Source organism: Pseudomonas sp. GW821-FHT01E05, assembly GCF_059422425.1.
Genome location: NZ_JBWKWW010000002.1, coordinates 286,596 through 305,613 on the forward strand (window position 1 = coordinate 286,596; position 19,018 = coordinate 305,613).

At 59.6% G+C, this 19,018-nt stretch carries 13 protein-coding genes; 1 reads left to right on the forward strand and 12 read right to left on the reverse strand.

All coding sequences use genetic code 11. From position 1 onward, the window contains the following. Window positions 1-2 precede the first annotated feature (2 nt). The 12 genes from AC07W5_RS04840 to glnE all read right to left on the reverse strand — a co-directional run bounded on the left by AC07W5_RS04840 (window position 3) and on the right by glnE (window position 15,984). Window positions 3-881, reverse strand: a complete 879-nt coding sequence (locus tag AC07W5_RS04840) for a DUF6625 family protein (RefSeq protein WP_495013397.1) — start codon at window positions 879-881, stop codon at window positions 3-5. Window positions 882-934: 53 nt separating this feature from the next. Further along, window positions 935-2,347, reverse strand: coding sequence for a PIG-L deacetylase family protein (locus tag AC07W5_RS04845; protein WP_495022877.1), 1,413 nt, complete (start codon window positions 2,345-2,347; stop codon window positions 935-937). An 8-nt stretch (window positions 2,348-2,355) separates the two neighbouring features. Beyond that, window positions 2,356-3,252 carry an antimicrobial resistance protein Mig-14 gene (locus AC07W5_RS04850; RefSeq protein WP_494993392.1) on the reverse strand — a complete coding sequence of 299 codons (897 nt, stop codon included), beginning with the start codon at window positions 3,250-3,252 and terminating at the stop codon, window positions 2,356-2,358. After that, the gene (locus AC07W5_RS04855; RefSeq protein ID WP_495022878.1) at window positions 3,252-4,382 is read right to left on the reverse strand and encodes a glycosyltransferase; all 1,131 of its coding nucleotides are present in this window, start codon (window positions 4,380-4,382) and stop codon (window positions 3,252-3,254) included. Before AC07W5_RS04855 ends, AC07W5_RS04850 begins: the two co-directional genes overlap by 1 nt. After that, a complete protein-coding gene (locus tag AC07W5_RS04860; protein ID WP_494993390.1) occupies window positions 4,366-6,123 on the reverse strand; it encodes a carbamoyltransferase family protein in 1,758 nt (585 codons plus the stop codon). The genes AC07W5_RS04855 and AC07W5_RS04860 overlap by 17 nt, the downstream gene beginning before the upstream one ends. 228 nt (window positions 6,124-6,351) lie before the next feature. After that, window positions 6,352-7,803, reverse strand: a complete 1,452-nt coding sequence (locus AC07W5_RS04865; RefSeq protein WP_495022879.1) for a lipopolysaccharide kinase InaA family protein — start codon at window positions 7,801-7,803, stop codon at window positions 6,352-6,354. 119 nt (window positions 7,804-7,922) lie between these two features. Continuing rightward, entirely contained in the window at window positions 7,923-8,729 is an 807-nt protein-coding gene (gene rfaP / locus AC07W5_RS04870; RefSeq protein ID WP_494993388.1) for a lipopolysaccharide core heptose(I) kinase RfaP, read from the reverse strand. Then, a complete protein-coding gene (locus AC07W5_RS04875) occupies window positions 8,729-9,850 on the reverse strand; it encodes a glycosyltransferase family 4 protein (protein WP_495022880.1) in 1,122 nt (373 codons plus the stop codon). Before AC07W5_RS04875 ends, rfaP begins: the two co-directional genes overlap by 1 nt. Next, complete coding sequence (waaC, locus tag AC07W5_RS04880) at window positions 9,850-10,914, reverse strand: lipopolysaccharide heptosyltransferase I (protein WP_494993386.1); 1,065 nt, start codon at window positions 10,912-10,914, stop codon at window positions 9,850-9,852. The genes AC07W5_RS04875 and waaC overlap by 1 nt, the downstream gene beginning before the upstream one ends. 1 nt (window position 10,915) lies before the next feature. Beyond that, on the reverse strand, window positions 10,916-11,950 hold the full coding sequence (waaF, locus tag AC07W5_RS04885; RefSeq protein WP_495013391.1) for a lipopolysaccharide heptosyltransferase II: 1,035 nt from the start codon (window positions 11,948-11,950) through the stop codon (window positions 10,916-10,918). 71 nt (window positions 11,951-12,021) lie between these two features. Continuing rightward, window positions 12,022-12,945 (reverse strand): branched-chain amino acid transaminase, encoded by a 924-nt coding sequence (locus tag AC07W5_RS04890; protein WP_494993384.1) that lies wholly within the window; start codon window positions 12,943-12,945, stop codon window positions 12,022-12,024. 99 nt (window positions 12,946-13,044) lie between these two features. Next, window positions 13,045-15,984 carry a bifunctional [glutamate--ammonia ligase]-adenylyl-L-tyrosine phosphorylase/[glutamate--ammonia-ligase] adenylyltransferase gene (gene glnE / locus AC07W5_RS04895; protein WP_495022881.1) on the reverse strand — a complete coding sequence of 980 codons (2,940 nt, stop codon included), beginning with the start codon at window positions 15,982-15,984 and terminating at the stop codon, window positions 13,045-13,047. 383 nt (window positions 15,985-16,367) lie between these two features. Here glnE and aceE point away from each other — a divergent pair, with 383 nt between their 5' ends. After that, window positions 16,368-19,013, forward strand: coding sequence for a pyruvate dehydrogenase (acetyl-transferring), homodimeric type (aceE, locus tag AC07W5_RS04900; RefSeq protein WP_494993382.1), 2,646 nt, complete (start codon window positions 16,368-16,370; stop codon window positions 19,011-19,013). Window positions 19,014-19,018 lie beyond the last annotated feature (5 nt).

The following is a 19,018-nucleotide window of genomic DNA, read 5'->3' on the forward strand; positions in this document are numbered from 1 at the left end:
GCTCATCCCCGATCAAAACCTATTGCATCAATGACCCAGGCCGACTCGGCAGCCAATCCTTTTACGTGCTCAGAATCGGGGTCAGCCAACCCTGACCACTCATTGCGTTTCCAGCAAACGAAGTGGAAATACGGAAACGAGCGATCGCCATCACGATCATTGGTCAGCTGACCGTCACGCCAATACCAGAATTTGGGGAAACGATCGCTGCCATCATGCCACTTGATAACCCCGCCAGGCGTGCTGAACGCTTCGGTAAACTCACTCCGTCGCCGCCACGGATTGAACTTGCCGACCAGCTTGAAAAACGGCTTGGGAAAGTTCTTGCGCCAAAGGAAGATCCGGCTGAACGCTCCTTCATCCAGAGCATGGTGCTGCTGATCGGTAAACCGTTTTTGCCAGTTCTCGATCCGCATGAAGCACTCACGTTGGCGAGCGGTATTGCGCATCAGGCACAGGTGCCCGGCGACCCGCCGCTCATGGGTCGAAAACAGGTCATAACCGGCCAATCGCTCAGCCGTGAAGTAGCGACGCAGGTCACCATACACCAGATCAATATCGCCGAAAGCCCAGAAATCGTAACCCGCCAGGCGATCGACATGGATATGGCCGAGTGCTGGTTTGATGTCACAGAGTTTGTAAGCCGCATCAGGCGAAAAATCGATATTCAAGCGTCGCGATACCAATTGGCAGTATTCGCTGAAACCGATGCTCTCGATTTTTACGTTGTCTGGCAGGTTCTGCGCACTACCGCAGTCACTGAACAACAGCCAGTCGATATCCGCATTGCGCCGGCAGCTTTCGAGAAAGAACGGCATCCAGAACGGCCAGCGACCGAAATAAGGAATAATGAAAAGAATGCGGGGGCACGGATTAATCACAGAGAGCTCACTACAGAGAAGAGAATACGAGGCGATGCTATACCCGTGCGGCTTTATTTATGCTTCAAAAACCATAACAGCTCATGACGTCTGACAGACTTGCGAAAAAACTCGTTCTCTCCAAAAGGCGACGGCGCTCTGCCAGCCAGAAGCCACTGTATCGAGCGGCGCAAACGACGCTTGAACGGCAGTCGCGGTTGCAGGTCATGCATCATCCCCAACGCCATTGCTTTATCGCGCTGCTGAGCGACAGACAAAGGCAATGAGCACGGCTGCAGTACTTGCGTCGAGTCGAACACCGGCGGCAAGGCGATGCCGGCACCTGAGTCGCCCATCGGCCAGCGATCATTGTCATGCAGGTGGTTGGCATACCCAAGCAAGGTTGTAGGCTGCCAGTCCAGCCCCTGCAACGCTTCCAGCACCGCAGCCTGAGCACAGCGGTGGTCCGGGTGCGGGTCCAGCGAGGGGTGCGGCAGCACAATGACTTGCGGGCGAGCCTTGAGCAGCAACTCGCGTAAATCGGCCAGCAGATTATTCCAGGTCGGTGCGCCGTCGCTGTCGCCGGGCAGGGAGAACGGGTTCAATTGGCGGAACAGCCGGGTATCGCTCAAGTCCGCTTCCCGGGAGGCCATTGGCTGATCCGGCGCAGCCTGCATGGCGGCCAGTTGCAAGCAGAAATACCCCAACTGCACGCAATGTGCCTCGGGCACCCCCGCCCAGCGCGGCACGGCAATGCTGTCCCAGGCACGCAAACGGCCCTTGATTCGCGCCGCATCGACAGGGTTCAGCCCCATCTGTTGATAGTGTTCAGCTTCGATCTCACCGGCCGTCAAAGTGACGATCCAGGCTTCATCGGCCTGGCTGTACAAACCGAAGGCAGCCAGTTCGGCATCATCGGCGTGAGGCGCAATGACCATCACCCGTTGACGACGGTAGTCGGGATACCGGAATGACCACAGCGTCGGCTCACCGAGCAGTCGGCAAAAGCGTCCGCGAAGGCGCAACTCGCCGCTCGTCAGAGGTCCGGCCAAGCCACTGAGATTCAGGTAGCGCACGCCATTCACGCCGCGTTCGAAGGTCTGTCGGTCCGGGCTCTGGGTACCCGTCAGTTCAACGGCCGGGTCCAGGAAACGCCCCAGCCAGCGACTCTTGACCTGGATCGCCAACACCAGGGTTTCGTCGCCAGTCAGGCTCGATGATTCGTCCAGAAGTACACGCCCACCGTCGAGGCGGACCTTGAGCTTTTTGCTGTCAGCCGGGAAGCCGTAGTCGTAATCATCTTTGACCGAGTAGAACAGATGGTCGGCGAACCACGCCTCGTGGGCCACCCAGGCCAGCACGCCGAGCAACAACGGCAGCCACCAGGCCACCAGCAGGCCAATCGCGATCAACAGCACCAGACCGATCAGCAAGCCGATACGCTTGTTGCGCCGATGGTGCTTGAGCAATTGCTGCTTGCGACTCATACCTTGACTCATACTTCGAACACCGGCACAGGGTTGCACCAGCGGTCCTTGTATTCCCGGTCAGCGCGACCGAAGGAGAAACGCAGCGGCTTGCCGATCGCCCGGGCGTGCTCCCAGGCACTTTGGGTGTTGAGGAAACTCAGCACACTCCCCGGACTGAACTCGCGGGTCTCGGGGTCGACGCCACCGTTGATGTACTCGACACTGATCCACTCGGGAGCTTCGACGCGGTAGACCAGTTGAATCGCAATCGGCGCATCGTTGAGGAAAATCACCGAACCGATCAGCAGTTCGCGCAGCAGCTCGACCACCTCTGCCATACGCTCGGCGCCAGTGGCCGGGAAGCCCCAGCGACGCTGGAACAGGTCGCAATAGATAGCCGCCAGTTCGCGACTTGAAAACTCGCTGACCGGTCGCACCACCCCGCCTGCCTCTTCCAGCAAACGCAGTTCGCGACGCTGGTTGTAGCGGAATTTTTTCGACAGATCTTCAGGGGTGCGGGCCATGGCCAACTGCTCGGCCTGCACTTTGAGAGAGACAAAACGGCCTTCATTCAGGGCCGAGAGATAGCGCCCGCGATGACGCAGAGGAACCTGCGCATCGGCGGCAGCCGGGAGGATCAGCTCAGCATTGCCAAGGTCGAACAACCCTTTCTTGCCGCTGCGCTTGAGCACGTCCTTGGACAGGGCCAGATCACGACCCCAGGTCGGAATCGCGGCTTTGAGCTCACCGTTTTGCTCCCAGGCCAGATAGCGCACCGGGATATCGGCCAACCGCGCCAGGCGCTCAACCACCAACGGATGCGTCGCGACGCTGCCGCCGAAGCGTTGCCAGGCATCGGTGTAAGTCGACGCATCGACAACGACCCAGCCGCGTTCGCGCCAGCCTTTAAATCGGTTGAGCATCAAACCCTCGCGGTCAGGTCGATAACGTGGGGCAAACGCCAGAACGCGTCACCCACCGCCCGATCCGAGAAGCTCTCACGCAAGCGATCGAGCATCAGCTCGGCGCAGACCTGACGCTGCTCGTCGTTCATATTGGCCAGACGCTGCAGTCCTTGAGCCATGTGCTCGGCATCGCCCAATGGAAAAAGAATGCCCACGCCTTCGACCACCTCCTTGGCGCCACCGCAAGCGGTCGCCAGCAAGGGCACGCCGGCAGCCATGGCTTCCAACAGCACCATACCGAACGGTTCATGGTCAGAGCTCAGGGCAAACACATCAAATGCGCGGAAATAGTGCCGGGCCTCTGGCACCTGGCCAAGGAACAACACGCGATCACCGATGCCCAGCTCGCGGGCCAGCGCTTTGAGGTCCTGTTCCAGCCGACCGGCACCGAGGATCGCCAGTTGGCTGTTCACCGGCAAACCTGTCAACGCGGCAGCAAACCCCCGCAACAGCGTGGCCTGATCCTTGTCCGGGTGCAGCCGTCCGACGTTGCCGACAATCCAGGCATCCGGCGACAGGCCCAGCGCATTACGAGCCTCAATGGCCGGCAACTGGCTGGCCTGCAAGGCCTCGATATCGATGCGGTTGTAGAGCGTCTGAATCCGCTCGGTCGGCCAGTTCGGCAGGCAACGACGCATGTCATCACGTACCGCGTCGGACACCCCAAGCAGGCTCAGGCGCTTGCGGAAAACATGCGCAAACAGCCTGCGGGTACGCCGCTGGTAATCACCAAACGCGTGGTGCACGCCGATCACCGGCAACGCGGTACCCAGCAAGGCGATATAGATCGGTTTGAAACGATGAGCGATGCAGAAACTGAAGTTACGCGACGCGGCAATCTTGCGCAGATCGCCAATCGCGCCCAGCTTCAGGCCACGAATGGCCTTGGAGCTGTATTCCATGAACAGCACCTCGTCAGAGGCGCAGCCCGCGGCGACCTCGGCATCGGCAACCCCGGTCAGGAACACCGTGGTCACCCGATAACCGGTCCCCGCGAACAGACTGGCGTATTGCCGGGCACAGTCCAGGAACGGCCCGTCATAGCCGTGACAGAACTGCAGAACATGACGCTCAGCCGAGCGAGTCATAAGCGTCCACGCCGTCTTTGACCACAAGGATGTCTTCCATGATCAGATACTGCAGATCGGAACCGAAGAACATGTTCAGAGCGTCGGTCGGAGAGCAGATCATCGGCTCACCACGGCGGTTCAGCGAAGTGTTCAGCGACACACCGTTACCGGTCAGCACTTCCAGTGCTTTCATCATGTCGTAGTAGCGCGGGTTGTACTCGCGCTTGAGCACCTGCGCCCGGGACGTGCCGTCTTCGTGAACCACTTCCGGCACGCGGGTTTTCCATTCCTCAGACACTTCAAAGGTAAAGGTCATGAACGGCGCCGGGTGATCGATCTTGATCATCTGCGGGGCGACGGTGTCGAGCATCGACGGGCAGAAAGGCCTCCAGCGCTCGCGGAATTTGATCTGATGGTTGATCCGGTCAGCCACGCCAGTGGCACTCGGGCAACCGATGATCGAACGACCGCCCAATGCACGCGGACCGAACTCCATGCGCCCCTGGAACCAGGCCACCGGGTTACCGTCGACCATGATTTTGGCGATGCGCTCCGGGGTGTTGTCGATCTGACGCCAGGCCGGCTTGCTCGGGTGACGGGCACAGGCGGCGATCACGTCTTCGTTGCTGTAGGACGGGCCAAGATAGACGTGTTCCATCTTCTCTACCGGTACACCACGAGCATGGGAAACGTAGGCTGCCGCGCCGACCGCAGTACCGGCATCGCCGGACGCTGGCTGCACGAACAGCTCTTTGATGTCATCGCGGGCGATGATCTTCTGGTTCAGCTTGACGTTCAGCGCACAGCCACCGGCGAAGGCCAGCTTGCCGGTTTCCTTGAGGACGTCGCCCAGGTAATGGTCGATCATCTGCAACGCCAGTTTCTCGAACAGCGCTTGCATGCTCGCGGCGTAGTGGATGTAAGGTTCGTCAGCGATGTCGCCTTCGCGTTTCGGGCCCAGCCACTCGATCAGCTTCGGTGAGAAGTAGAAGCCCTTGCCCTTCTCTTTATAGCGCCGCAGGCCGATGACGTTGGCGTACTCGGTGTTGATCACCAGTTCGCCGTTTTCAAAACTGGCCAGACGCGAGAAATCGTACTTGCCGGCATCGCCATATGGCGCCATGCCCATGACCTTGAATTCGCCGTCGAGCATCTCGAAGCCGAGGAATTCAGTGATTGCGCCATACAGGCCGCCGAGGGAGTCCGGATCGAAGAACTCTTTGATCTTGTGGATCTTGCCGTTTTCGCCGTAACCGAAGAAGGTCGTGGCGTACTCACCCTTGCCGTCGATCCCCAGGATCGCGGTTTTCTCTTTGAAACCGGAGCAGTGGTAAGCGCTGGAGGCGTGAGCCAGGTGGTGCTCGACCGGTTCGATCTTGATTTTCTTCGGGTCGAAACCCAGTTGCTCAAGGCACCAGACGATCTTGTTGCGATAACGCTTGTAACGGCGGTTGCCCATCAGGATCGCGTCGAGGGCACGGTCCGGGGCGTACCAGTAGCGCTTGGCATAGTGCCAGCGAGCCTTGCCGAACAGGCTGATCGGGGCGAACGGAATGGCCACCACATCAACGTCGGAAGGCTTGATACCGGCCTGTTCCAGGCAGAACTTCGCCGATTCGTAGGGCATGCGGTTCTTTGCATGTTTATCGCGTACGAAGCGCTCTTCTTCAGCCGCTGCAACCAGCTTGCCATCGATGTACAGGGCTGCGGAAGGATCATGGCTAAGGGCGCCGGACAGGCCAAGAATCGTCAATGCCACAGGGGTCTAGCCTCTTTAGTCTGCATGCAGGCGGCGGGCGCCTGAGAAAAATGTGTCCTCGCAAAGCGGCGAGAAACAGCTAAAGGGCGGGATTATAGCGTAAAGACGGCGGGAGTGACCCAGAGGTTGTTTGAGAACGCTTGTGGCGAGGGAGCCTCGCCACAAGTTTGCGCCTGAGCGGTGTACTTGCAGGAGCGAGGCTTGCCCGCGATGGGCCCAAGGCCCGATCTACCGGGCGCCATCGATGGTCTTGGGCAACCGCTGATCAATCACTTGATACAGCGCACTGCCCTCAGGCCAATTGCGCATGAACCGAGCGCGATCCCGGGCGTAGGCCGGGGCGAAGCTGCTGGCCGAGTGGTGCTGACACATTGAGTCCAGATCGATCAACGCCCAACGGTCGTGATGCCAGAAAAGGTTATGGCCCTTGAAGTCACCGTGACTGATACGTTCGCGGATCAGCTCGGCGAACAAGTCATCCAGCGCCTGCAACTCGACCTGCGGCGCGTCACCGCTTTCAACAAACGGCGCAAAGCGCTCGATGATGTCCGGCCCGGGCAAGTACTCGGTGATCAAGTAGGCACGGCTGCGCAACCAGAGAAAACGCCGTTCCAGTAACGCCAGTGGCTTGGGTGTGGCAATCCCCAGGAACGTCAGGCGATTGCCTTCACGCCATGAATGCCAGGCCCGGCTCGGGCGCCAAAAGCGCTTGAGCCAATGGGTGAAGCCCTTGATGTTGTAGCGCTTGATCACCAGCGAACGACCGGCCACCTCGACCCGCCCGACACTCGCGGCGCCGCCGGTTTTGTACAGGTGGCCCTGGTCGAGCAAGGCATCGGCCTGATCCAGCACTGACAGCATCGCCGACTCTTCCTCGCGACGAATCGCCCGCAAGACGAACGCACTACGCTGCACGCTGAACAGCGAGCAGTCACGACCAACCTTGTTGAGGATGTCTTTCAGGCGCCAGCTGCGTACTTTACTCACCTGTTTTTGCAGGGCTTCCAGCGGCAAGGCGTGTTCGCTATTGCTCAACAGATAATGCACCAGCAACTCTTCGGTGAACGGTTCAAAAGCCTTTGGCAGCTGCGCAAAGAAGACACCGAGGTTTTCCAGGACTTTTTGCCGAGACAGCGGCCTGCCCGCGTGCTCGACGCAGATCCCTGCACCGTCGATCAAATACAGCTGCCCCTGGTACCGCAGCAGGTTGTCCAGATGCAAGTCTTCCTGCCACAAGCCTTTGCTGTGCAGTTGACCAATGACCGCCAACGCCTCAGCCAGAACCGCTTGTTGCTCATCAGCCAACACCGGGAGCGCTTCGACGCGCTTCCAGGCATCACCCAGACTTTCAGCGCTTTCGAGAAAATCAAACAGCAACCAGCCGCCTTCGCCTTCCTTCAGGCCATCGGCCAATAGCAACGGCGTGGTCATGTCCTGGGCGGCGAGCAAACGCACGCCGTCCAGCTCACGCTGGAAATGCCGGGCCGCCTTGCGACCCACCAACAATTTGGCCAGGACCGGCCGCCCACGCCAAACGCCTACGCCGACATAACGCTGCCCCGGCAACACTCGCAACAAGCTGAGCAATTGTAACTGGGCCGGGCCGGCAGCATCCGCCAGTTCCAGACTCAGCGGCAGGCTTGGTGTGCGGCCGGCATTCTTCAATTCGGACAAACGCATCAATGGGTCTCCTTGTGGCTGCGCCGCGCGGTCAGATGCCGAACCCAGGCATCAATCATAGGAACGCTCAAAGGCTGATCCAGATGAGTGGCAAGCAAGCTCCAGCTTCAAGTCCGCCATCAGAGAGCATCTCCGTACCGCTGTTTACGCTCGTAAAGCTTGCCAGCCTTGCCTTCCAGTCGCGCGAGCAATGGCGCTTCGTCCCGCAGAATCTGCCGCAACGGCTGCTGAAAGTAGCCCTTGAGAAAACGCAGCTTGTCGCGGCGGGTCAGACCGATGTCCAGCGCCGAGAAATACAATGCCGCCAGATCCTTGTTGCGCCAGCGCAGGGTGATCTCCGGGCGGGTCTGGGCGCGGTGCAGGTCAATCACCGAGAGCTTCAAGTCGTCGGCAGTTACCGGTTTATCAGTGTGCAGCAGGAAATGGCAGATATAGCAGTCGCGGTGGTTGACCCCGGCTCGGTGCATCATGCCGGTCATTCGCGCTACCTCAGCGATCAGCGCGCGCTTGAGCCTGGGCTCTGGCGGTTGCTTGACCCAATCAATGCTGAAGTCTTCGAGGCTGACGGTCGGCGCCAGCTCTTCGGTGACGATGAACGAATGCTGATCCGCCGGGTTGCTGCCGCGCTCTCCATAGGCGACGGCGGTCATGGTCGGCACGCCGACTTCATGCAGGCGTTCCAGCGCTCGCCATTCCTGTCCGGCACCGAGTACCGGCAGTTTGGCGGTGAGCAGATTCTTGAAGATTTCGCCCCAACCGATACCACGGTGGATTTTCACAAAGTAACCGCGCCCGGCGATTTCCGTACGCAAGGTACGGCGCGCCTCCAACTCACGGTAAACCTGACCGCTGAGCCCCTCGACCTCAGCGAACGCGTCGCGCCCGGCCCAAAGGGCCTTGAACGGTTCGGCAAGAATCAACTTCATCAGTGTTGCTCCGCCAGAATCACATCCGCAGCGTGCTGCGGCATGCTATAGAGGTCGGCCGTCTCGGCGAAAGCCAGACCATTACGGCCCCAGGCCGTGCGTGCTGCATCGTCGCTCAACATGGTGCTCAGGTACTCAGTGAGTTGCGCCTGTTCGAACGGCTCGTCCAGCACCAGACCGCTTTCGGCCTCGGCGATGTAATGAGCGTAACCGCAGACCGCACTGACCAGCACCGGCAACCCTGCGACCAATGCTTCGAGCAAGACCGTACCGGTGTTTTCGTTGTACGCCGGGTGGATCAACAGATCGGCACCGAGCAGAAAGCGTGGAATATCGCTGCGCCCCTTGAGGAACTGTACCTGATCACTCAAGCCCAGTGCCGCGCTCTGCAATTGGAATACTTTGGGGTCGTCCTGGCCAATTACAAACAGCCGGGTGCGTTTCTTCAACGCCGAAGGCAATGCCGCCAGCGCCTTGAGACTGCGATCCACGCCCTTGGTTTTGAAACCAGAGCCGATCTGCACCAACAACAGGTCATCGTCGGTCAGTTTGAATTCCTGGCGGAATTGGGCGCGAATCTCGGCCGCATTGGCCGGTGCACGACGATCCTGAGTGATGCCCGGCGGCAACAGGTGGAAGCGCTGCAAAGGCGTGTCGTAATGCTTGATGAACAGCGGCTGCTGGACTTCGGAAATCATCAGGACTTCGGTTTTGGCGTCTTTGGCGAATACCGCGCGCTCATACTCGGCGAAATGCCGGTAACGACCCCAACGGCGATAGAACGAATTGCGCAGGGTCTGCGCCTTGTCCTCGTAGCAGCCGTCGGCGGCGTAGTACACGTCCAGCCCAGGCATCTTGTTGAAACCGATCAAGCGGTCCACCGGACGCTTGGCCAGATCGGCCTCCATCCAGGCGCTGAGTTTTTCGTTGCGCCGATGGTTGAAGATCGCCTTGACCGGCGCCACCAGCACTTCGAAACCCGGCGGGATATCGCCTTCCCAGATCAGCGTGTAGACGCGAATCTGATGCCCGCGCTGCTGGCATTCCAGGGCGATACGCATGAAATCGCGCTGCAAACCACCAAACGGGAAATATTTATAAAGGACAAAAGCCAGTTGCATCAGCGTAGCTCCTCAGCCAGTAACAACGTGCTTAATCGGCTCGCGACACGCTCGGGATTCAGACGAGTGAAGCACAGCGGCCACTCGCGTTTGAGGTCAAACCGCTGCTGGTCCTGGGCAGTCGGCTGGTAGGTGCATTTCTTTTGCAGGCAAGGCGCGCAGCTTGGGAAGTCGCTCGCCAGATGAATCTGGCTCTTGCCATAGGCGCCGCTCAGGCCCGGATTGGTGGGACCGAACAACGAGAGTGTCGGCACATCCAGCGCCGCCGCCAGATGCCCGAGGCCGGTATCCACTGCGACGCACGCCTGCGCGCCGGCCAAGACCCTGGCCACACCGGCCAGATTCAGTTTTGGCAATACTTCGGCGTTCTTCAGACCACTGGCAATACGTTCAGCCCGGGCCTTTTCGGCCGGGTTGCCCCACGGCAGTTTCACCTCGACGCCCAACTGCCCCATGCGCTCGGCGAGCTCACGCCAATAGGCTTCGGGCCAATGCTTGGTATCCCACGTGGTGCCGTGCAGAAATAGTACAAATGGGTTTTTGCGCGGCAGCTCAACCAGCTTCTCGATGTTCAGGCCATAGTCGCCGAGACCTTTGGGCAGGTCATAACCCAGCGCCACCGCGAACAACTGACGCACGCGTTCTACCGCATGCTGTCCTCGAGCCACCGCCAGACGCCGCGAATAGAAACGCGCAGCCAAGGGTTCGCGGGCCGACTGGCGATCAAGTCCGGCCACCGGAGCCTTGACGTACCGAGTCAGCCAGGCGCTTTTCAGCAAGCCTTGAGCGTCAATCACCAGGTCATATTCAGTCGCGCGAATGCTTTGCTTGAAGCGCCGCCATTCGCCACTTTTGATGGTCTGCCAGATGTTCTTGCGCCAGCGACGGATCGCCACCGGAATCACTTTGCCAACGGCCGGGTGCCAGGTTGGAATCTCGGCAAAGCCTTCTTCCACCACCCAGTCGAATGTGATCCCCGGAATCGCCCGCGCCGCGTCGGTCAATGCCGGCAAAGCATGAATCACATCGCCCAGGGAGGACGTCTTGATCAACAGTACCCGCAACTTACTGAACCTCGACCACAGAGCCCTGCAACCGCTGCAAGGCATCGACCACCGGTTGCGGCATGAGCTGACGCAAACAATTGTAATGGCCAAAACGGCAGGTGCGATCAAAGCATGGGCTGCATTCGATACCCAGCCGGACAATCTCGACCTTCTCCGCCAGCGGCGGGGTGAAATCCGGTGACGTCGAGCCGTAGACCGCCACCAGCGGCCGGTTCAACGCAGCCGCTACGTGCATCAACCCGGAATCGTTGGACACCACCGCATCCGCGCATGACAGCAAGTCGATGGCCTCGGCCAGAGAGGTGCCGCCACTGAGATTCACCGTCTCCTCACGCAGGCCAGGAATCAACCGCGCGCGAATGTCTTCGCCGACCGCGTGATCGTTCTTCGAACCGAACAGCCAGACTTGCCAGCCCTCGCGTATCTTCAACTCGGCGACCTTCGCGTAATGCTCGGACGGCCAGCGCTTGGACTCACCAAACTCTGCGCCCGGGCACAGCGCCAGCACCGGACGGTCCAGCTCCAGGCCGAACCTGGTCAGCGCAGCGTCGCGAGTGGCGTGGTCGATTTGCAGGGAGGGACGCGGATACGGTCGAGGCAACTCGGCACCGGAATCAACGGCCAGGGCCATGAAGCGCTCGATCATCAGCGGGTAACGCTCTTTGTCGAGCGTGCGCACATCGTTGAGCAGGCCATAGCGGAACTCGCCACGCCAGCCGGTGCGTTTCGGGATGCCGGCGAAAAACGGCACCAGCGCCGATTTCAGCGAGTTGGGCAGCAAAATCGCCTGATCGTATTGACCGGCCAATGATTTGCCGATGCGTCGGCGGGTCGCCAGTTCGAGCACGCCGTGGCCGAGCGGAAAGCTCAAGGCCTGCCGCACCTGGGGCATGCGCTCAAGGATCGGCCGGCTCCACTCGGGAGCCAGAACGTCGATCTCGCACTGCGGATGGCGCTGTTTCAGACACTGGAACAGTGTCTGCGCCATCACCATGTCACCGACCCAACTGGGCCCAACGATCAGAATTTTCATAGTTATCCACAAACGAGCAGGGAGGCATGACCAGTTGAACCGGCTGCCTCCCCGTCTTATTTATCCAGGCTTTATTTGACCAGTGTACGCCACTCGGCATGGGCGGACGTTTTGCCGCTGACCAGATCGAAGTAAGCCTTTTGCAATTTCTCGGTTACCGGGCCCCGACTGCCAATGCCAATACTGCGGCCATCGACTTCGCGGATCGGTGTCACTTCCGCGGCGGTACCGGTGAAAAACGCCTCGTCGGCGATGTACACCTCATCGCGGGTAATACGTTTTTCGACAAACTTGATCCCCAGCTCACTGGCCAGGGTCAGGACCGTACTGCGGGTAATGCCGTTCAGGCAGGCCGTGACGTCCGGGGTGTAAAGCACACCATCCTTGACCAGAAACACGTTCTCGCCCGAGCCTTCGGCGACGAAACCTTCCGGGTCCAGCAACAAGGCTTCGTCGGCACCGCCGGACAAGGCTTCCTGCAATGCCAGCATCGAGTTGATGTAATGCCCGTTGGCCTTGGCGCGGGTCATGGAAATGTTCACGTGGTGCCGGGTGAAGGAACTGGTACGAACCTTGATGCCGGCGCGCAGCGCTTCTTCGCCCATGTAAGCGCCCCAACCCCAGGGTGCAATGATCACGTGAACTTTCAAACCGGTGGCGCGCAGCCCCATCGCCTCCGACCCGTAGAACACCATCGGGCGGATGTAAGCGCTGTCGAGTTTGTTCTCGAGCACCGCGACACGCGTCGCTTCATTAATTTCGTCTTTGGAAAACGGGATCTTCATGCCCATGATGTGGGCCGAGTCGAACAGACGATCGGTGTGCGCCTCCAAGCGAAAGATCGCCGTGCCTTGTGGCGTTTCGTAGGCGCGCACGCCTTCGAACACACCCATGCCGTAATGCAGGGTATGGGTCAGCACATGGGTGGTGGCGTCTCGCCACGGCACCAGCTTTCCGTCATACCAGATAACGCCATCACGATCGGCCATCGACATGATTCAGCTCCTCAGCAATCCTGCCCGAAAGCGTAGCCACCGGGCAAACAGGACGAGCCATCAGCGGCCCGCGGATACGTTCTATAGCTTTACTCAGTGCTAGCTCAACCCCAGTTCGGCCCAAATCCGCAGTACTTCCCGCCGTTCGGCCTCGAATTGATCACCGCCGATCACCCCGGCCTCATTCTGCAAAGCCTGACGGTGAGCGGCCGCACGGTAGGCCTTATAGGCCTCGCGCAACAGACTGGCATCAGTGGCAGGCATCAGCCCGACCTCCTCCAACCCTTCAAGAATGCGGATATTGTCGGTATAGCGCAGCAGCGACGGGTGCGCTTCGGACCACGCCAAAGCCGCGTATTGCACCATAAATTCAATATCGACGATACCTCCGGCGTCCTGCTTGAGATCGAAGGGCGAGGAGTCCTGAAAGGCATTTGCCGCGGTTCCGGCTGCTGTGGCTTTACTCCCCAGATTCTCGCGCATCTTGGCGCGCATCTCGCTGACTTCCTGACGCAGCCTGGGCAAATCACGCTTGCGCCCCAGCACCTGCGCCCGGACTTTCTCGAACGCCGCCCCGACCTGCTTGCAACCGACCAACACCCGCGCCCGCACCAACGCCTGATGTTCCCAGGTCCAGGCTTCATTCTGCTGATAACGCTCGAAAGCGCCAAGCGAACTGACCAACAGCCCCGAAGCGCCGGACGGTCGCAGGCGCATATCCACCTCATACAGCTGGCCCGAGTTGGTCTGGGTAGTCAGTAAATGGATGATCCGCTGGCCCAGTCGGGTGAAGAACTGCGCACCATCGATGGGCTTGGCACCGTCGGTTTCCGCTTGCGGGTCGCCGTCATGGATAAACACCAGGTCCAGGTCGGAACCATGTCCGAGTTCCAGACCACCGACTTTCCCGTAACCCACAATAATGAAGCCCGGATCGCACAAGGTGCCATCCGCGCGCTGCGGCGAACCATATTTGCTCACAGTCTGACGCCAGGCCAGCGCCAGCACTTGTTCGAGAATCGCTTCGGCCAGCCAGGTCAGGTAGTCGCTGACTTTCATCAGCGGCAAGCTGCCGGCGATTTCCGACGCAGCCACCCGCAGGCGGTGAGCCAGCTTGAAGTGACGCAAGGCTTCCATCTGTTGTTCGAGATCATCTTCGGGGATTCGCGTCAGCCGTTCGCGCAATTCGGCGGCCAGTTCCGGCGCCAGGGGCGGCTTGAACAAACGACCTTCGTTGAGCAACTCGTCGAGTAACAGCGGGAAGCGGGTGATCTGTTCAGCGATCCATGGACTGGCCGCGCATAAGGTCAGCAGTCGGCGCAAGGCTCCCGGGTTTTCCGTGAGCAGCACCAGATAGGCAGAACGCCGCGCCACCGCTTCGACTAGCGGCAACACCCGCTCCAGCACCAGATCCGGACTGGCATGCTCCACGGCCTGAGCCAGCAAGCGCGGAATAAATGCATCGAGCCGCTCACGACCGAGGCGCTGCATGGCGCGCAATTGCGGGCTACCGCGCAGAGCGGCCAGAGCTTTCAACGCTTTCGGTGCATCGACGAAACCGCCTTCCTCCAATTGCCGGCAAGCGGCGTCTTCGTCCTGAGCTTCTTCCCAGAGCGGTAGCCACTCACCACCGACCACCACTTGGCTTTCGTCACCCTCTTCTTCATCAGGGTCGGCGATCACCTGGCGGAAGTGCCAATCGACCCGGCCACGCCAATACATAAGTTGTTCATGGAACGCCGTCCAGTTGGCAAAGCCGAGCATGAAGGCGATTCGCGCCTGATCGCGCTCTCCGTCCGGGAGCATTTGCGTCTGACGGTCGGCAATCGCCTGGATCGCATGCTCGGTGTAACGCAGGAATTCATAGCCTTCGCGCAACTCGCTGATGACCGCAGGCGGCAAATAACCCTGTCCTTCCAGGGTACTCAGTACTTTTAATAGCGGACGCTGCTGCAAGCTCAGGTCGCGGCCACCGTGAATCAACTGGAACGCCTGGGCGATAAACTCGACCTCGCGAATCCCGCCGGAACCCAGCTTGATGTTCTCGGCCATGCCTTTGCGCCGGACTTCCTGCTGAATCAGCTGCTTCATGGTGCGCAGCGCTTCGATCGCGGAGAAGTCCAGGTAACGCCGATAAACGAATGGTCGCAACATGTCGAGCAATTGCGCACCGGCGACCTGATCCCCGGCCACCACCCGCGCCTTGATCATCGCGTAGCGTTCCCAGTCGCGGCCCTGATCCTGGTAGTACTGCTCCAGCGCGTTGAAGCTCAGCACCAGAGCGCCGGACGAACCGTACGGACGCAGGCGCATATCGACACGGAATACGAAGCCGTCAACGGTCATCGGGTCCAGCGCCTTGATCAGCCGCTGACCAAGACGAATAAAGAACTCCTGATTATCCAGCGCACGCTTCACGCCGACCGTCTCGCCGCCTTCGGGGTAGGCGAAGATCAAATCGATATCAGAAGAAAGGTTGAGCTCCACGGCGCCGAGCTTGCCCATACCAAGGATGACCATCTGTTGCGGCTCGCCACTGCGTCGACCGGTCGGCGTGCCAAACTGTTGGCAATGGCGCAGATACAGCCATTGATAGGCCTGATCGATGCTGGCGTCAGCCAGGTCCGACAGATCGCGACAGGTTTGCACCAGATCCGCCTGGCGGTTCAGATCGCGCCAGATGATCCGCACCTGGTGCCGGGCACGCTGACGACGCAGGGCACGACCGAGCTCATCGTCGCTCTGTGCCAGTTGCACGGCGGCAGCGATCTGGCCGCACAACTCGCCGGGGGCAAAGCTGCGGTCCAGTTCGCCAGAGCGCACCAGCTCGAGCAACATCAAAGGGTCACGCAGGCTCTGTTCAATGACAAAGTCGCTGGACGCAGTCACGCGGGCAAATGCCGCCCAGCGCTCAGGCGACCATGAGGACAAACCATGATCATCATCCAGAGCGGCGACGGCAGTGCGTAACGACTGCTCGGCACGACTGACCAATGGCAGGAGAATGGCCGGCAGTTCGGCCAGCGCAGGCAGGCTCATGGTCTATCCTTGATCGGCGTATGAAAGTCCGATTGTAGTGATTTCGAGAAACACGCTACGTGAAGGACTGTCGAACAAAAGTTAGAAATAGCTGAAAAAACAATTTTCTTGGCAGTTAACATCAAGCTTCTACCTTTTCTTGTTCGATAAAGACCAACAATAACGATTATGCTCACCAGTCATAAGCCGCTTATCGGTCGATCCTCTGTAGTTTTACTACTGGTATATACATTCGAAAGGCTGAAATGGCCGACGATTTGTAGTAAAACTACACAACACCGGAGCAACCTTCCGGTAATCCAAGAATTTATGTCGTCTGCCCACAAGGCCAGTCGCAAACTCAGGCAACCGATTCTGGAAGCCTTTCCGCCCTGGAGCAAGCCATGCAAGACCTCGATCCCGTCGAAACCCAGGAATGGCTGGACGCCCTGGAATCGGTTCTCGACAAAGAAGGCGAAGACCGTGCTCACTATCTGATGACCCGTATGGGCGAACTCGCGACCCGCAGCGGCTCGCAACTGCCCTACGCCATCACCACGCCGTACCGCAACACGATCCCTGTTACCCACGAAGCACGCATGCCTGGCGACCTGTTCATGGAACGCCGCATTCGCTCGTTGGTACGCTGGAACGCGATGGCCATGGTGATGCGCACGAACCTGAAAGATTCTGACCTGGGCGGTCACATCTCCAGCTTCGCCTCCAGCGCAACCCTGTATGACATCGGCTTCAACTACTTCTTCCAGGCCCCGACCGACGAACATGGCGGCGACCTGATCTACTTCCAGGGTCACACTTCGCCAGGCGTTTACGCCCGTGCGTTCATGGAAGGCCGCATCACCGAAGACCAGATGGACAACTTCCGCCAGGAAGTCGACGGTCACGGCTTGTCGTCCTACCCGCACCCTTGGCTGATGCCTGACTTCTGGCAATTCCCGACGGTATCCATGGGTCTGGGCCCGATCCAGGCGATCTACCAGGCACGCTTCATGAAGTACCTGGAAGCCCGTGGCTTCATCCCTGAAGGCAAGCAAAAAGTCTGGTGCTTCCTGGGCGACGGCGAGTGTGACGAGCCGGAATCCCTGGGTGCCATCTCGCTGGCTGGCCGCGAGAAGCTGGACAACCTGATCTTCGTTATTAACTGCAACCTGCAGCGTCTCGACGGCCCGGTTCGCGGCAACGGCAAGATCATCCAGGAACTCGAAGGCGTGTTCCGCGGTGCTCAGTGGAACGTCAACAAGGTCATCTGGGGCCGTTTCTGGGACCCGCTGCTGGCCAAAGACGTCGACGGCATCCTGCAACGCCGGATGGACGAAGTCATCGACGGCGAGTACCAGAACTACAAAGCCAAAGACGGCGCGTTCGTGCGTGAACACTTCTTCAACTCGCCGGAACTCAAGGCGATGGTTGAAGACCTGTCCGACGACGAGATCTGGAAACTCAACCGTGGCGGCCACGACCCGTACAAGGTGTACGCGGCGTACCACGAAGCGGTCAACCACAAAGAACAACCGACCGTCATCCTGGCCAAGACCATCAAGGGTTATGGCACCGGTGCCGGCGAAGCGAAAAACACCGCGCACAACACCAAGAAGGTCGATGTCGAGAGCCTGAAGCTGTTCCGCGATCGTTTCGACATTCCGGTCAAAGACAACGAACTCGAAAACCTGCCGTTCTTCAAACCAGAAGAAGGCAGCGCCGAAGCCCGTTACCTGAGCGAGCGTCGCACCGCACTGGGCGGTTTCGTGCCTCAGCGTCGCGCCAAGAGCTTCAGCATTCCGACTCCGCCACTGGACACCCTCAAGGCTATCCTGGACGGTTCCGGCGACCGCGAAATCTCTACCACCATGGCCTTCGTGCGGATTCTTTCGCAGCTGGTCAAGGACAAGGAAATCGGTCCGCGCATCGTGCCGATCATCCCGGACGAAGCCCGTACCTTTGGTATGGAAGGCATGTTCCGTCAGCTGGGCATCTACTCCTCCGTCGGCCAGCTCTACGAGCCAGTCGATAAAGACCAGGTGATGTTCTACCGCGAAGACAAGAAAGGTCAGATTCTCGAGGAAGGCATCAACGAAGCGGGCGCCATGAGCTCCTTCATTGCCGCCGGTACTTCGTACAGCAGCCACAACCAGCCAATGCTGCCGTTCTACATCTTCTACTCGATGTTCGGCTTCCAGCGTATCGGTGACCTGGCCTGGGCCGCTGGCGACAGCCGTACCCGTGGCTTCCTGATCGGTGGCACCGCCGGCCGTACCACGCTCAACGGCGAAGGCCTGCAACACGAAGACGGTCACAGCCACATGCTGGCTGCGACCATCCCGAACTGCCGCACCTTTGATCCAACCTACGGCTACGAGCTGGCGGTGATCATCCAGGACGGCATGAAGAAGATGACCGAAGAGCAGCAGGACGTTTTCTACTACATCACCGTGATGAACGAAGCCTACACCCAGCCAGCCATGCCGGCCGGTGTCGAGGAAGGCATCATCAAGGGCATGTACCTGCTCGAGGAAGACACCCGCGAAGCGGCGCACCACGTACAGCTGATGGGCTCCGGCACCATCCTGCGTGAAGTCCGTGAAGCGGCGAAGATTTTGCGTGAAGAGTTCAACGTCGGCGCTGACGTGTGGAGCGTAACCAGCTTCAACGAACTGCGTCGCAACGGCCTGGCCGTGGAACGCAGCAACCGTCTGCACCCAGGTCAGAAGCCTCAGCTGAGCTACGTCGAAGAGTGCCTGAACGGCCGTCAAGGTCCGGTCATTGCCTCGACCGACTACATGAAACTGTTTGCTGAGCAAATTCGTCAGTGGGTCCCGTCCAAGGAATTCAAAGTCCTGGGCACCGACGGTTTCGGCCGCAGTGACAGCCGCAAGAAGCTGCGTCACTTCTTCGAAGTCGACCGTCATTTCGTGGTGTTGGCAGCCCTGGAAGCCTTGGCTGACCGTGGCGACATCGAACCTAAAGTGGTGGCTGAAGCCATCGCCAAGTTCGGTATCAACCCGGAAAAACGCAACCCACTGGACTGCTGAGGAGA

What these genes read in the sequence shown, in the direction of transcription:
- AC07W5_RS04845 (WP_495022877.1), bottom strand. Translation starts at nt 2,347, where the DNA reads ATGAGTCGCAAGCAGCAATTGCTCAAGCACCATCGGCGCAACAAGCGT.
- AC07W5_RS04850 (WP_494993392.1), bottom strand. Translation starts at nt 3,252, where the DNA reads ATGCTCAACCGATTTAAAGGCTGGCGCGAACGCGGCTGGGTCGTTGTC.
- AC07W5_RS04855 (WP_495022878.1), bottom strand. Translation starts at nt 4,382, where the DNA reads ATGACTCGCTCGGCTGAGCGTCATGTTCTGCAGTTCTGTCACGGCTAT.
- AC07W5_RS04865 (WP_495022879.1), bottom strand. Translation starts at nt 7,803, where the DNA reads ATGCGTTTGTCCGAATTGAAGAATGCCGGCCGCACACCAAGCCTGCCG.
- rfaP (WP_494993388.1), bottom strand. Translation starts at nt 8,729, where the DNA reads ATGAAGTTGATTCTTGCCGAACCGTTCAAGGCCCTTTGGGCCGGGCGC.
- AC07W5_RS04875 (WP_495022880.1), bottom strand. Translation starts at nt 9,850, where the DNA reads ATGCAACTGGCTTTTGTCCTTTATAAATATTTCCCGTTTGGTGGTTTG.
- waaF (WP_495013391.1), bottom strand. Translation starts at nt 11,950, where the DNA reads ATGAAAATTCTGATCGTTGGGCCCAGTTGGGTCGGTGACATGGTGATG.
- AC07W5_RS04890 (WP_494993384.1), bottom strand. Translation starts at nt 12,945, where the DNA reads ATGTCGATGGCCGATCGTGATGGCGTTATCTGGTATGACGGAAAGCTG.
- glnE (WP_495022881.1), bottom strand. Translation starts at nt 15,984, where the DNA reads ATGAGCCTGCCTGCGCTGGCCGAACTGCCGGCCATTCTCCTGCCATTG.
- aceE (WP_494993382.1), top strand. Translation starts at nt 16,368, where the DNA reads ATGCAAGACCTCGATCCCGTCGAAACCCAGGAATGGCTGGACGCCCTG.